Here is a 14,219-nt window from a genome sequence, read left to right as displayed (position 1 = left end):
GGCGCGCGCGGACACCAGACCATGAGCATCTCCCGCCACCAGGCTGTCGGTGCCTACCGCCGCTGGGAACCGACCGCTTTCGACGCCGACCCTGCCGCCCGCCCCGCGCCACCCGACGCAAGGACCGAACCGACGCCGGAAGCCGTCGTCGACACGCCACCGGAGCAGGCGCCCGAGCCGAGCCTGCCCGAAGGCTTCCACTTTCCGACCGCGGACGAAATCGAGCGCATGCACGAAGACGCGCGCAGCGCAGGGCACGCAGAAGGCTTCGCCGAAGGTCACAGCGCCGGCCAGAAGGCCGGCTACGACGCCGGTTATGCCGAAGGCAAGGCCCGTGCCGAGGCCGAGGCGGCACGTCTGCGCGAGTTGGCAGACGAGCTCGATCAGGCAATGGAACGGATCGACGATGAAGTGGCCGACGAACTGCTGGCGCTGTCGATCGAGATCGCGCGCCAGGTGCTGCAGCACACCCTGGCCGCCCACCCCGACCGCGTACTCGACACCATTCGCGCAGCCCTCCAACAACTGCCGCAGACGCACGCCCAGATCCGCCTTCACCCGGACGATCTCGCCCTCGCGCGCGAGCAACTGGGCGAACAGGTCGGCCACGGCAACCATCGCCTCGTCGAAGATGCCACGATCGCGCGCGGCGGCTGCCGTGTCGAAGCGTCGGGCGCGCAGATCGATGCCACCATGGAGACGCGCTGGCGGCGCGTGCTGGAGAGCTTGGGCAAGGAAGACGCCGAATGGACGCCACCCGAAGCCGAATGAAGCGCCACGGCGAAACCTGGCGCACCTTCCTTCAGGACGGCCGGCAACTGGTCGAAGGCGTCACGCCCATCCAGAGTGCGGGGCGGCTGACCCGCATCAACGGCCTGGTAATGGAAGCGGCCGGGCTGCGCCTGCCACTGGGGTCGGGGTGCATGGTCATGGTCCCCGGCGGCGGCTACGTCGAGGCCGAAGTGGTCGGCTTCAACGGCGACCGCCTGTTCATGATGCCCACCGACGACGTTTTCGGCCTCGCCCCCGGCGCACAGGTGCTGCCCATGGAAACCAGCCAACCGAGGCTGGTTGCCGGCAAACCGCTTGGCCCGCGGCGCAGGGCCTCTGACCGCGCCAAGCACCTTCCGGTCGGCGATGCCTTGCTCGGTCGCGTCGTGGACGGCGCCGGGCGCCCGCTCGACGCCCTTGGTCCGCTGCATACCGCGGAGACGCGATCGTTGCAGGGCCGGCCGATCAACCCGCTCAACCGCGCCCCCATTCGCGCGCCGCTGGACGTCGGCATCCGCAGCATCAACAGTCTGCTCACAGTCGGTCGCGGCCAGCGTCTCGGGCTGTTTGCAGGCTCCGGCGTGGGCAAGTCGGTGTTGATCGGCATGATGGCGCGCTATACCGAGGCCGATGTCATCGTCGTCGGACTCATCGGCGAGCGCGGTCGCGAAGTCAAGGAGTTCATCGAGCACAGTCTCGGCTCGGTCGGTCTCGAACGTTCGGTCGTAGTCGCCGCACCGGCCGACACCAGTCCGCTGATGAGACTGCAGGGTGCGGCCTACGCCACCACCATCGCCGAACATTTCCGCGATCAGGGCAAGCAGGTCCTGCTGGTCATGGATTCGCTCACCCGCTACGCCATGGCCCAGCGTGAAATCGCGCTGGCCATCGGCGAACCGCCGGTCACCCGTGGCTATCCGCCATCGGTCTTCGCCCGTCTGCCAGCACTGGTCGAACGCGCCGGCAACGGCCCCGACGGCGGCGGCTCGATCACCGCTTTCTACACCGTACTGGCCGAAGGTGACGATCAGCAGGACCCGATCGCCGACTCGGCGCGCGCCATCCTCGACGGCCACATCGTGCTCACCCGCGCACTCGCCGATCAGGGCCACTACCCGGCGATCGACATCGAACAGTCCATTTCGCGCGCGATGCACAACATCGTCGGCGACGACCACTTCGAACGGGTGCGGCGCTTCAAGCAACTATTCTCGCGCTACCAGCGCTCGCGCGACCTCATCGCCGTCGGTGCCTACCAGGCCGGCGCCGACCCCCTGCTCGACCTCGCCGTCAAAGCCTATCCGAGTCTCGAAGGCTTCCTGCAGCAACGCATCGAAGAGCGCGAGGACTATATCGGCGCTTGCAATAAACTCAATCAGCTTTTCACTGGCAACTGAGCGTGCCGCGCGCGCTATGATTCAACTCGGAACCGTATGCCAACGCTCGCAAGGAGAACCTGCATGACCCAACGCCGTCATTTCATGCTCTCGGCCGCTGCACTCGCCGTTGCTTCCACCCTGCCCCTCGGCGCCTTCGCCCAGGAACCCGCCAAGATCGGCTTCGTCTATGTCAGCCCGATCGGCGACGCCGGCTGGACCTTCCAGCACGACGAAGGCCGCAAGGAAATGGAAAAGGCGCTGGGCGACAAGATCCAGACCAAGTACGTTGAAAACGTGGCCGAAGGTGCCGACGCCGAGCGCGTCATCCGCGAGTTCGCCGCCAGCGGCAGCAAGGTCGTGTTCGCCACCAGTTTCGGCTACATGAACTACGTCGAACGTGTCGCCAAGCAGTTCCCCAAGGTCGTGTTCATGCACGCCACCGGCTACAAGATGGGCAAGAACTTCGGCAACTACAACGCCCGCTTCTACGAGGGCCGTTACCTGACCGGCGTCATCGCCGGCAAGATGAGCAAGAGCAACGTGCTCGGCTACGTCGCCGCCTTCCCCATCCCGGAAGTCCTGCAAGGCATCAATGCCTTCACCCTGGGGGCGAAGAGCGTCAACCCGAAGGCCGAGGTACGCGTGATCTGGACCAACGCGTGGTACGACCCGGGCAAGGAACGTGAAGCCGCGATGACCCTGATCAGCCAGGGCGCCGACATGCTCACCCACCACACCGACTCCACCGCCGTCGTACAGTCCGCCGAAGAGAAAGGCATCTACGCCTTCGGCTACCACTCCGACATGTCGAAGTACGGTCCCAAGGCACAGCTGACGGCAACCACCCACCACTGGGGCGACTTCTACACCAGAACCGTCAAGGCGGTGATGGATGGCACGTGGAAGCCCGAGAGCATCTGGGGCGGCTACAAGGAAGGCATGATCAGCCTTGCGCCGCTCAATCCCGCCGTACCAGCCGACGTCAAAACCATGGTGACCGACCTCGAGGGCAAGCTCAAGGCCGGCACCTTCCACCCGTTCACCGGCCCCATCAAGGACCAGTCGGGCAAGGAGCGCCTGGCCAAGGGCGCCACCATGGACGACGTCGCACTAGGCAAAATGGACTACTTCGTCGAAGGCGTCGCATCGCGCCTGCCCAACGCCAAGTAAGGCAGACATGCCGGCGGCGGTAATTCTCCGCCGGCATGTAGCTCCACCACTTTAGACGTGACATCGATACCCCTAATAGCGTCGAGGAGGCTGGCAAACTAAACTTTCCCTGCCGTCGTGCCGTTACTACTTTTGGCACACCAGGAGGAGTAAAAAATGTCAATATCCGTTCGCACGCGCCTCTTGCTTCTAGGCGGTCTCGCCTGCATCAGCCTGCTCGTGGTCGGCCTTATCGGGGTCACGCAGCTGCAGCGCTTCTCCGGTACCGTCGGCTCCAGTCTGCTGGATATCCGCGATGGGCTGAATTCCCTGGTGGCCGTCGGCAGGGCCGATGCGGCATTCAAGACCCAGGTGCAGGAGTGGAAAAACATCCTGATCCGCGGTAACGACGCCGAGCTATACGCGCGCTATCTGAAAGGCTTCGAGCGCGAAGAATCGGTGGTTCGTAGCGAGTTGAAGAGCGTTGCAAAATTCCTCGGCAACAGCGAGGAAGCCAAAGCAATCCCAGAACTCATCAAGGCACACGAGGAACTCGGGGCGCGCTACCGTGAAGCGCTGCAGGGCTTCGATCACGGCAACCCGGAAACGGGCAAGGACATCGACCGCAAAGTGCGCGGTGTCGATCGTTCCTTCAGCGAGGGCCTGCAGAAATTGACGGAGACGATCCAGAACGGGGAAGTCAGCCACATCAACGGCCAGATCGAGATGGCGGACGAAAGTTACATCAAGGTGCGGAACCTGACCTTCATCTCGATCGCCATCGGTCTGGTCACAATCGCAGCCTTATCGGCATTGATCATCCGACGCATCAACCGCGCCCTCTCCGGCTTTGCAGGCACCATGGCCCAAGTGTGTCGCAACTGGGACCTGGGGATTCGCGCCGACACGACCGGAAACGACGAAATATCGGCTATCAGCAAAGGCCTCAACGAGATGCTTGAACAATTTCAGGCCCTCGTGCGACAGATCAATTCTCAGGCAAACGAAGTCCTTGCCGGTGCAACCGATGTTTCCGAATCGGTTGTCCAGATCAACGAGAGCGTCCAATCGCTCAATGACTCGACCTCCAGCGCCGCGGCATCGATCGAGCAGCTTACGGTCAGCATCAACCAGGTCCGCGACAATGCCGCGCAGACCCTGGACATTTCCCGTGAATCCGCAACCCATGCGCTTGACGGAGGCAAGGTGATTGCACGCACTGCGGACCGCATGGTCGAGACGGCAAGCTCGGTCAAGTCCGCTGCGGGCACCGTGCAGCTTCTCGGCGACCAATCGAACTCGATCAGCAGTATCGTGCAGGTCATTCGCGACGTCACCGACCAGACCAACCTGCTGGCCCTCAATGCCGCAATCGAGGCTGCCCGCGCCGGAGAGCAGGGACGTGGTTTTGCCGTCGTCGCCGACGAGGTGCGCAAACTTGCCGAACGTTCAGCCCAGGCGGCAAGAGAAATCGCCGACAAGATCAACAACATTCAAGCAAGTTCAGTCACCGCCGCCAACGACATGCAGACCGTGGTCACGGAAGTCAGTGAGGATGCCACTCTCGCGCGCGAAGCGGGCGAGGCCATTACCCGTATCCAGGACGGGGCTCGACGTGTGGTGGAGGTGGCCAACGCCATTTCCAACGCCCTCAACGAACAGGCATCGGCAAGCGACTCGCTGGCCGGAAAGGTCGAAGCGATCTCGCGCTCGAGTGACGAAAACACGGCGGCACTCGGCAAGGCGTCGAACTCTGCAAACATGCTGAAGCGTCTTGCAGCCGACATGCATCAGGCCGTGGCCCGCTTTTCCACATGAGCGTCACCCGGTGCGGGTCTTGCACCCGCAGGCGACGTGACGCGCCTCCCGGAGGATATCAATGACGTCATCGCTACATGCCGTTCGTGGCGAACTACTTCACTTCACGGCAGACCCCGAAGATGCGGGTGCGGCGGCATTCGTGCACCACCACGACGGGCTGCTGGTCATTGAAGACGGCCATGTGAGGGAGTCGGGACCTGCTACCGCCCTTCTTCCCAAACTACCGGCCGACGCACGCATCACCGATTACCGCGGCAAACTCATTCTGCCCGGCTTCGTCGACACCCACGTCCACTACGCCCAGACCGACATCATCGCCAGCTACGGCGAGCAACTGCTGGCCTGGCTGGAAAAGTACACCTTTCCCACCGAGGCCCGCTTCGCCGACCCCTCACACGCGGGCGAGGTGGCGGATTTCTTCTGCGACGAACTGCTCAGGAACGGCACCACCACGGCGCTGGCCTTTGCCACCGTGCATCCGGCGTCGGTCGACGCGCTGTTCGACGCCGCCAGCCGGCGCCGCATGCGCATGATCGCGGGCAAGGTGCTGATGGACCGCAACTGCCCCGACTACCTGTCCGACACGGCCGACTCGGGTTACGTCGAATCGAAGGCGCTGATCGACAGATGGCATGGTCGCGAACGCCTGCTGTACGCGGTCACGCCACGTTTTGCCCCGACCTCGACACGCGAACAGATGACGCTCGCCGGGCGCCTGTTCGCCGAACACCCCGGGCTCTACCTGCAATCGCACGTTGCCGAGAACCGTGGCGAAGTGGCCTGGGTGGCCGAGCTGTATCCCGAAGCGCGTAGCTACCTCGACGTATACGAACGCTACGGCCAGCTCGGCGCGCGCAGCGTCTACGCGCACTGTATCTGGCTCGACGACGCCGACCGCCAGCGCATGGCCGCCACCGGCTCGGCGATGAGCTTCTGCCCCACCTCCAACCTCTTTCTCGGTTCCGGCCTGTTCGACCTGGATCGCGCCCACGCGCTGGGCGTACGCGTCGGCATCGGCACCGATGTCGGCGGCGGTACCAGCTTCTCGATGCTGCAAACGCTCAACGAGGCCTACAAGGTGCTGCAGCTCAACGGCCAGCGCCTGTCTGCGGAGCGCGCTTTCTATCTCGCCACCTTGGGCGGGGCCCGCAGCCTGTATCTGGACGGGCACATCGGCAACTTCGCCACCGGCAAGGAAGCCGACTTCGTCGTCATCGATCCGCAGGCCACGCCACTGATGGCCCGCCGCATGCACAACGCGACCACGCTCTCCGAGCGCCTGTTCGTCCTGATGATGCTGGGCGACGACCGCTGCGTGGCCGCTACCCATGTGCTGGGGGAGATCCGCACGATCCCCTGAAAAACTCAAGCGCCGTGCTTCTCGCTCACCATCTGGCTGATCAGCCGGATCACGTCGTGGCTTCCAGCCTCTGCGCTCTCCATGGCCTTGACGATGCGCTCGCGGGTAGCATCCTTGTGCGCCAGCGGATCGCAGATGCCATCGAGCGCAACGTGCACTGAGTCATGCACTCTCGCGTGCGGCTTCTCCAGCTCGGCAAACGCGCGCGTGCGGCCGAACAATGCTTTGCCCGTGCCGTCGTAATACCACTTGCCAAGCCGACAGTTGAAGTGATCGACGGTGATCGCCGCCGCCTCTTCGCCTTCGCCCTTCGCTTCCATCGACACGTAGGCGTTCTGCATGTAAATGATGTGATCCATCTTCACCAGCGATGCGAAGGAGAAATCCTTGGCGCGGTCGAGATGGTCGATCGTGGCCTCGGCCGACGCCGCCACCGCCGAGAAGCGCTCGCGGAAGGTCGACACCTGGTCGCTTACCTGGGCGCTGCGCTCGCCCACCGCCGCGGTCTGCTCGACCATGGCATCCACCCGCCCACGCAAGCCACCGGTAATCTGGCTGATCTCGGTGGTCGCCGCCTTGGTGCGCTCGGCCAGCTTGCGCACTTCGTCGGCCACCACCGCAAAACCGCGTCCTACCTCGCCGGCACGCGCCGCCTCGATCGCGGCGTTGAGCGCGAGCAGGTTGGTCTGGTCGGTAATCTCGGAGATCAGATGTACTGCGCGGCCGATGGTCCCGCTCGCCTCGCCCAGCTCGTTCGCGGCGACGGTCATCGACTGCATGCGGGCGTTGATATCCTCCAGCGCCTCGCCGATACGACCGACCTCCTCGCGGCTGGCCATCGCGCCATCGTGGTTCTCTTGCGCGATTCCCATCACCCCGTCCATTTCGTTCGACACATGGATCAGATCGGCCTGATTACCCTTCAGGTTGCGCAGCAGATTCACCGTGTTGAGCGCGTGCAACTCCGCCCCCAGCCGATGCTGGGCCACGAATTGCGCGTTGTCTTCCATAGCCTGGATGGCACCGTTGATGTTCTCCAGCGAAGTCGCAAATTCGCCCGGCAGGCCATGGACCAATGCCCGCCGGTAATACGTTCCTTCTCCCACCATGCGGAAACAGGTGGTGATCTCCTTGAAGTAGGTCTCCACCAGATCGAGAAACTCGTTGAATTCCCACGCCACCCGGCCCACCTCACCCAGGCCCGCCGTCTGGGTGATGCGCTGGTGCAGATCGCCCGCACGCGCCGCCAGAATGACCCGCTGCATCTTCTGCAGCGTGGCCAGCGGACGCTGGAAGCGATACCACGCATATACGCTGAAAGCGATCGCCAGCACCGGGATCACCAGCGCCGGCACATTGAAGCCGTACAGCCAGATCTGCCACCCCGCCAGCGCCGACGTCAGCCCCACGAACACGAAACAATAGACCAGGAACTGGCGATCCAGGAACAAGGACTTCCGGCTCACGCCTGCCCGCGTCTCATGATTGTTTTTCATGATGCTCATCCCGCCTTCTGACCGTACAGATCGAGCACAAAGCGGTCGTAGGTCGTATTGAGATCGGCAATCGTCTTCTTCAGCATCGCCATCGAGGCATCCGGCGCGGTGGCCGGCCCCACCTCACGCTCGAGCCGCAGCATGGCCTCGTAGAGCGGAATGGCCGCGCGTACCGCATGGGCCGGCGGTGGGCGACGGACGGAAAAATACCCCATCGCCCGACCGCTGGCATCGAGGTCGGGCGTCACGTTGGCAAACACCCAGTAAAAATGGCCTTCGGAGGTCATGTTCTTCACCAGACCAAAGAACTCCTGCCCACTCTTGAGCGTTTCCCACATGAAGCGGTACACCCCGCGCGGCATGTCCGGGTGACGCACGACGTTGTGCTGCACACCCAGCAGGTCGCGCTCGGCAAAATTCGAAATCCGCATGAACGTGCGATTGGCGTAGGTAATACGCCCGGTCAGATCGGTCTTGGAAACGATCATCTCCCCGTCTCCAAGCCGCACCTCCTGCTGGGTCGGCGTGATGTTCTTCTTCACTGCTGGCTCCCTCTGTATGTACAAAGCACCATCGCCCGGGAACTCCGGGTCGCGGTACCGACAGACAGTTTATCGGCAAGCCAGAAAAAAACTTCACAGGAATTACCGCTTTCGCGCGACGGTCGGGATGACGATGAAAGCGTCATCAAGGACGAACGGCATCTCGCGCGCGCGACCATCGGCCCCCCGGCGGCACCGGGCTCGATCCACCCCGGTCTGCGCCGAACGGTGACAGCACGGGGTGCATCCGCGCGGCCAGACGCTACACGACATCGCGCCGAAGCACCCGTACAGGGGACAAAGCAGACCGCCCGGCGGGCCTACGACCTGCCGGGCCACGCCCGCGCCAGGCTTCAGCCTGCAGTACGGCCGTAGGTATCCTCGAAACGAACGATATCGTCTTCGCCGAGGTAGCTGCCGGACTGGACCTCGATGATCTCCAGCGGCACCTTGCCCGGATTGGCCAGGCGGTGGGTGTGGCCAAGGGGGATGTAGGTGGACTCGTTTTCGCCGAGCAGGAACACGCGCTCGCCGTTGGTGACTTCGGCGGTTCCCTTCACCACAATCCAGTGTTCGGCGCGGTGGTGGTGCATCTGCAGGCTCAGCGTCGCCCCCGGGTTGACCACGATGCGCTTGACCTGGAATCGCTCGCCGAAATCGATCGAGTCGTACCAGCCCCACGGCCGGTATACCTTTCGGTGGCTCTGGGTCAGGCTCTTGCCCTCGGCCTTGAGCCGAGCCACCACCTTCTTGACGTCCTGGGTGCGGCTCTTGTGCGCCACCATCACTGCATCGGCCGTCTCCACCACTACCATGTCGTCGCAGCCCACGGCCGCCACCATGCGGTGCGTCGCATGCACCAGCGTATTGCGGCTGGATTCGAACATCACCTCGCCGCGGCCGCTGTTGCCGTCGCCATCCTTCACCGACACCGCCCACAACGCATCCCACGCCCCGACGTCCGACCAGCCCGCCGACAGCGGCACCACCACGCCCTGCCCCAGCTCGGGCGCGGTGCCGATCCTCTCCATCACGGCGTAGTCGATCGAGTCCGACGGGCAGGCGGTAAATGCCGCCTTGTCGACGCGCAGGAAGTCGGCATCCACCGAACGTCCCTCGAAGGCCTTCGCGCAGGCAGCACTGATGTCGGGGCGGAAATGCGCCATCGCCTTCAGCCACACCGACGCCTTCATCATGAAGATGCCGCTGTTCCAGAAATACTCGCCACTGGCCACATAGCGCGCCGCCGTCGCCTCATCGGGCTTCTCGACAAACTCGGCGAGCACGCGCGCGGTGTCGGTCTCGCCCGCGGACGGCCCCACGCGGATATAGCCATAGCCCGTCTCCGCGCGGTCGGGCACGATACCGAAGGTCACCAGGCGGCCCGCGCCGGCCTGCACCGCGCCTTCGGCAATCGCCTTCTGGAAGGCCGGGAGATCGACGATCACATGATCGGCCGGCATCACCAGCAACACCGGATCCTGCCCGTCGGCGCTCGCCGCCAGCGCCGCCAGCGACAGCGCCGGCGCGGTATTGCGGCCCACCGGCTCGAGCACGATCTGCGCCGAACGCACGCCCACCTGGCGCATCTGCTCGGCAATGATGAAACGGTATTCCTCGTTGCTCACCACCAGCGGCTGCGGATCGACAGCGCCGCCCGCATAGCCGTTCAGACGCACCACGGTCTCCTGCAGCAGCGAATGTTCGCAGGTCAGCGGCAGCAACTGCTTGGGGTAGGACTCGCGCGATGCGGGCCACAGCCGGGTGCCGGAACCGCCAGAGAGAATTACCGTCTTGATCGTCATGTCAGCCACCTTGAATCCGTTGGGAGAGAATTGTGCCATCGTCAGCGCGATGATCAGCCTCGATGACGGTAATCATAATGCAATGCAGCATTACATTGCCATGAAGAATTGCCCACCCCACACAAGCTTCAATTCGCCCGCTGCAGGCGCTCAGTCGAAGACATCGGCATCGGCCAGCAGCCGGCCTTCCCTGTCCTTTCCCGACAGCAGCGGCTCACCATCGAACTGCCAGTCGATGCCGAGCGCCGGATCGTTCCACAGCACGCAGCGCTCGTGTTGCGGCGCGTAATAATCGGTGGTCTTGTAGAGGAAATCGGCCGACTCGCTCAGCACCACGAAACCGTGCGCAAAACCGGGCGGCACCCAGAACTGGCGATTGTTGTCTTCCGACAGCTCCACGCCGACCCATTGCCCGAACGTGGGCGAACTGCGGCGTACGTCCACCGCCACATCGAACACCGCGCCGCGCACCACCCGCACCAGCTTGCCCTGGGGCTGCTGCAACTGGTAGTGCAGGCCGCGCAGCACGCCGCGCGCCGAGCGCGAATGGTTGTCCTGCACGAACGCGACCTCCAGCCCCGTCGCCTCGCGAAAGCCGCGCGCATTGAAACTCTCCATGAAGAAGCCGCGACTGTCGCCGAACACCTTCGGCTCCAGAATCAGCAATTCCGGAATCGCCGTCTGAATCACATTCATCAGAACACCCTTTCTTCGAGCAAACGCTTCAGATACTGCCCATACCCGTTCTTGGCCAGCGGCTGTGCCAGGCGCTGCAATTGCGCATCATCGATCCATCCCGCACGCCAGGCAATCTCTTCGGGGCACGCGATCTTCAGGCCCTGCCGCTTCTCGATGGTCTGGATGAACAGCCCTGCCTCCAGCAGGCTTTCGTGGGTGCCGGTATCGAGCCAGGCGTGGCCGCGGCCCATCACCTGAACGTCCAGCGCCCCCCACTCGAGGTACTGCTTGTTGACATCGGTAATCTCGAGTTCGCCGCGCGGACTGGGCGCCAGCGACTTGGCGATATCGACCACGCGCGCGTCGTAGAAATACAGTCCCGTCACCGCATAGCGGCTCTTGGGCTTGACCGGCTTCTCCTCGAGGCTGATCGCACGCCCTTCGGCATTGAACTCCACCACGCCGTAGCGCTCGGGATCATGTACCGGGTAGGCAAACACCGTTGCACCGTCATCGCGCCCGCCCGCACCGCGCAGGTCGCCGGCAAAATCATGGCCGTAGAACAGGTTATCGCCCAGCACGAGCGCCGACGGTCCGCCCGCGAGGAACGACTCGCCGATAATGAAGGCCTGCGCCAGCCCGTCCGGGCTCGGCTGCACCGCATAGCTCAGACTGATGCCCCACTGACTGCCGTCGCCCAGCAGATGCTGGAAGCGCGGCGTGTCCTGTGGCGTGGAGATGATCAGGATGTCGCGAATGCCGGCCAGCAGCAGCGTCGACAGCGGGTAATAGATCATCGGCTTGTCATACACCGGCAGCAGCTGCTTGGAGACCGCCAGCGTCGCCGGGTGCAGCCGGGTGCCGGAGCCACCGGCGAGAATGATGCCTTTGCGTTGCGAACTCATGGTCATACTCCTTATCGTTGGCCCGGCAAGGCTTCAACGAGCATTCGCGCCACGCCCAACTGCCAGTCCGGCATACGCAAGCCGAAAGCCGCGCAAAGCCTGGTGGTATCCAGGCGCGAGTTGAGCGGCCGTGTCGCCGGGGTGGGATAGTCGGTTGTCGGGATCGGTGCAATCTCAGCCACCTTGAGCACCATGCCGTGCGCACGTGCGGCATCGATCACGAAGTTCGCATAGCCGTGCCAACTGGTCTCGCCGGCTGCGGCAAGGTGATATGTGCCCGACAAACCTGCGTCGGCACGCACGCTGCGCAGCGCATGCGCGCTCACATCGGCAATCAGCTCGGCCCCGGTCGGCGCGCCGATCTGGTCGGCAATCACGGTCAGGCGCTCGCGCGCTGCCGCCAGGCGCAGCATGGTCTTGGCGAAGTTGCCGCCGCGCGCCGCATACACCCACGAGGTGCGCAGGATCAGATGCGCGCATCCGCTGGCGCGGATCGCCGCTTCGCCGTCGAGCTTGGTGCGGCCATATACCGACAGCGGTCCGGTGGCGTCGTCCTCGCGCCACGGCGTGTCGCCACTGCCGTCGAACACGTAATCGGTGGAGTAATGCACCAGCAGCGCGCCGCGCCGCGCCGCCGCCTGCGCCAGCACCGCCGGCGCCTCGGCGTTGATGCAACGCGCCAGTTCGGGCTCGCTCTCGGCCTTGTCCACCGCGGTATGCGCCGCCGCATTCACGATCACGTCGGGCGCCACCGCGTCCACCGTGGCGCGCAGGGCCTGCGGGTCCGACAAATCGCCGCTCAGCCCGTCCTTGCCCGTGCGCCCGAGTGCCACCAGCGTCCCCAGCGGCGCCAGCGCGCGCTGCAGTTCCCAGCCCACCTGCCCGTCCTTGCCCAGCAACAGAATCTTCATGCCGCCACACCCCTACCGGTCTCGCGGCTGTCGTAGTTGGCCGACACCCACTCGCGGTAGGCGCCGCTCTGCACGTTGGCCACCCATTCCGGGTTGGCCAGGTACCACTCGACCGTCTTGCGGATACCGGTATCGAAGGTCTCCGCCGGGCGCCACCCCAGCTCACGCTCGACCTTGCGCGCATCGATGGCGTAGCGGCGATCGTGGCCCGGGCGATCGGTCACATAGGTGATCAGGCGGCTGTAGCTGCCGGCCGCGTCCGGGCGCAGTTCGTCGAGCAGCGCGCACACGGTATGCACGATGTCGAGATTGGGCTTCTCGTTCCAGCCGCCGATGTTGTAGGTCTCGCCCAGGCGCCCCTTCTCGAGCACGACGCGGATCGCGCTGCAGTGATCCTTCACGTACAGCCAGTCGCGCACGTTCTGGCCATCGCCATAGATCGGCAGCGGCTTGCCCGCAAGCGCATTGACGATCATCAGCGGGATGAGCTTCTCGGGAAAGTGATACGGCCCGTAGTTGTTCGAGCAGTTGGTCGTCACCACCGGCAGCCCGTAGGTGTGAAACCACGCCCGCACCAGGTGATCGGAGGCGGCCTTGCTCGCCGAATACGGGCTGTTGGGCTCATACGGGTGCGTTTCGGTAAACGGCGCATCGTCGGCGCCGAGCGACCCGTACACCTCGTCCGTGCTCACATGATGAAAGCGGAATGCCGCCTTCGCCTCGCCATCGAGCGCCGACCAGTAAGCGCGTGCGGCTTCGAGCAGCGTAAACGTGCCCTCGACATTGGTGCGCATGAACTCGCCCGGACCGTGAATCGAGCGATCCACATGGCTCTCGGCGGCAAAATGCACGATGGCGCGCGGGCGATATCGAGCCAGCAAGTCGTCGACCAGCGCACGATCGCAGATATCGCCGTGCACGAACACGTGGCTGGCATCGCCCTCGAGCGACTTCAGCGTCTCGAGGTTGCCGGCATAGGTGAGCTTGTCCAGATTGAGCACCGGCTCGCCGGTCGCGGCAATCCAGTCGAGAACAAAATTGCCACCGATGAAGCCTGCACCGCCGGTTACCAGAATCACGACACACCCTTGCGAGAATTGATCAGCGCGCGATTATCCCACGTCCCGCGCAGATACTTTGCAAGGAAGCTTTACCGCCAGCTGGAATTCATCCTACTCAACAGGTAGTCAGTGCCGAGACACGCTGTCGTTCGGGCGGCAGCGAGCGGTGCTCGCCGAAACCCCGCCTTCACCCCCTTGAAGGGGAAGGAACCTGCTAACAAGGTTGGGGGGCTCCGTTTTGTCTCCCTCCCCTTCAAGGGGAGGGTTGGGGTGGGGATGGGTGTCAAGTGCCGCCAACCAAGACCCATCCCCCTCCCAACCTCCCCCTTGAAGGGGGAGGA

12 protein-coding genes are annotated in these 14,219 nt (G+C 64.2%); 5 read left to right on the top strand and 7 right to left on the bottom strand.

The annotated features are described in order from the left end of the window. The first annotated feature begins 21 nt into the window (after positions 1 to 21). From J5J83_RS00200 to guaD, 5 genes are all read left to right on the top strand, one after another. Positions 22 to 771, top strand: coding sequence for a flagellar assembly protein FliH (locus J5J83_RS00200; RefSeq protein WP_212343829.1), 750 nt, complete (start codon positions 22 to 24; stop codon positions 769 to 771). After that, on the top strand, positions 768 to 2,168 hold the full coding sequence (gene fliI, locus J5J83_RS00195) for a flagellar protein export ATPase FliI (protein ID WP_212352667.1): 1,401 nt from the start codon (positions 768 to 770) through the stop codon (positions 2,166 to 2,168). Before J5J83_RS00200 ends, fliI begins: the two co-directional genes overlap by 4 nt. Positions 2,169 to 2,231: 63 nt before the next feature. Continuing rightward, complete coding sequence (locus J5J83_RS00190; RefSeq protein WP_212343827.1) at positions 2,232 to 3,320, top strand: BMP family ABC transporter substrate-binding protein; 1,089 nt, start codon at positions 2,232 to 2,234, stop codon at positions 3,318 to 3,320. Positions 3,321 to 3,476: 156 nt separating this feature from the next. Next, positions 3,477 to 5,117: a methyl-accepting chemotaxis protein gene (locus tag J5J83_RS00185; protein ID WP_212343825.1), complete on the top strand. Its 1,641-nt coding sequence runs from the start codon at positions 3,477 to 3,479 to the stop codon at positions 5,115 to 5,117. Positions 5,118 to 5,178: 61 nt separating this feature from the next. Then, positions 5,179 to 6,480, top strand: coding sequence for a guanine deaminase (guaD, locus tag J5J83_RS00180; protein WP_212343823.1), 1,302 nt, complete (start codon positions 5,179 to 5,181; stop codon positions 6,478 to 6,480). A gap of 5 nt (positions 6,481 to 6,485) precedes the next feature. Here guaD and J5J83_RS00175 read toward each other — a convergent pair whose 3' ends face one another. The 7 genes from J5J83_RS00175 to rfbB form a co-directional block, all read right to left on the bottom strand. Next, complete coding sequence (locus tag J5J83_RS00175; protein ID WP_212343816.1) at positions 6,486 to 7,976, bottom strand: methyl-accepting chemotaxis protein; 1,491 nt, start codon at positions 7,974 to 7,976, stop codon at positions 6,486 to 6,488. Between the two features lie 5 nt (positions 7,977 to 7,981). Continuing rightward, the gene (locus J5J83_RS00170; protein ID WP_349251846.1) at positions 7,982 to 8,518 is read right to left on the bottom strand and encodes a PAS domain-containing protein; all 537 of its coding nucleotides are present in this window, start codon (positions 8,516 to 8,518) and stop codon (positions 7,982 to 7,984) included. Positions 8,519 to 8,871: 353 nt separating this feature from the next. Beyond that, the gene (locus J5J83_RS00165; RefSeq protein WP_212343809.1) at positions 8,872 to 10,323 is read right to left on the bottom strand and encodes a mannose-1-phosphate guanylyltransferase/mannose-6-phosphate isomerase; all 1,452 of its coding nucleotides are present in this window, start codon (positions 10,321 to 10,323) and stop codon (positions 8,872 to 8,874) included. A gap of 150 nt (positions 10,324 to 10,473) precedes the next feature. Beyond that, positions 10,474 to 11,019, bottom strand: coding sequence for a dTDP-4-dehydrorhamnose 3,5-epimerase (gene rfbC / locus J5J83_RS00160; RefSeq protein ID WP_212343807.1), 546 nt, complete (start codon positions 11,017 to 11,019; stop codon positions 10,474 to 10,476). Further along, positions 11,019 to 11,906: a glucose-1-phosphate thymidylyltransferase RfbA gene (gene rfbA, locus J5J83_RS00155; protein WP_212343805.1), complete on the bottom strand. Its 888-nt coding sequence runs from the start codon at positions 11,904 to 11,906 to the stop codon at positions 11,019 to 11,021. The genes rfbC and rfbA overlap by 1 nt, the downstream gene beginning before the upstream one ends. Before the next feature lie 11 nt (positions 11,907 to 11,917). Further along, a complete protein-coding gene (rfbD, locus tag J5J83_RS00150) occupies positions 11,918 to 12,817 on the bottom strand; it encodes a dTDP-4-dehydrorhamnose reductase (protein WP_212343803.1) in 900 nt (299 codons plus the stop codon). Next, positions 12,814 to 13,896 (bottom strand): dTDP-glucose 4,6-dehydratase, encoded by a 1,083-nt coding sequence (rfbB, locus tag J5J83_RS00145; protein ID WP_212343801.1) that lies wholly within the window; start codon positions 13,894 to 13,896, stop codon positions 12,814 to 12,816. The genes rfbD and rfbB overlap by 4 nt, the downstream gene beginning before the upstream one ends. Positions 13,897 to 14,219: the final 323 nt, after the last annotated feature.

Origin of the sequence: Azoarcus sp. L1K30 (genome assembly GCF_018122735.1) — a bacterium.
Classification (GTDB): Bacteria; Pseudomonadota; Gammaproteobacteria; order Burkholderiales; family Rhodocyclaceae; genus Parazoarcus.
The sequence above is the reverse complement of the archived record's forward strand: the minus strand, read 5'-3'. Positions and strand labels throughout refer to the sequence as shown.

Bases quoted from the DNA above. Each gene is read 5' to 3' on its own strand.
- J5J83_RS00200 (WP_212343829.1), top strand. From the start codon at position 22: ATGAGCATCTCCCGCCACCAGGCTGTCGGTGCCTACCGCCGCTGGGAA.
- fliI (WP_212352667.1), top strand. From the start codon at position 768: ATGAAGCGCCACGGCGAAACCTGGCGCACCTTCCTTCAGGACGGCCGG.
- J5J83_RS00190 (WP_212343827.1), top strand. From the start codon at position 2,232: ATGACCCAACGCCGTCATTTCATGCTCTCGGCCGCTGCACTCGCCGTT.
- J5J83_RS00185 (WP_212343825.1), top strand. From the start codon at position 3,477: ATGTCAATATCCGTTCGCACGCGCCTCTTGCTTCTAGGCGGTCTCGCC.
- guaD (WP_212343823.1), top strand. From the start codon at position 5,179: ATGACGTCATCGCTACATGCCGTTCGTGGCGAACTACTTCACTTCACG.
- J5J83_RS00175 (WP_212343816.1), bottom strand. From the start codon at position 7,976: ATGAAAAACAATCATGAGACGCGGGCAGGCGTGAGCCGGAAGTCCTTG.
- J5J83_RS00165 (WP_212343809.1), bottom strand. From the start codon at position 10,323: ATGACGATCAAGACGGTAATTCTCTCTGGCGGTTCCGGCACCCGGCTG.
- rfbC (WP_212343807.1), bottom strand. From the start codon at position 11,019: ATGAATGTGATTCAGACGGCGATTCCGGAATTGCTGATTCTGGAGCCG.
- rfbA (WP_212343805.1), bottom strand. From the start codon at position 11,906: ATGAGTTCGCAACGCAAAGGCATCATTCTCGCCGGTGGCTCCGGCACC.
- rfbD (WP_212343803.1), bottom strand. From the start codon at position 12,817: ATGAAGATTCTGTTGCTGGGCAAGGACGGGCAGGTGGGCTGGGAACTG.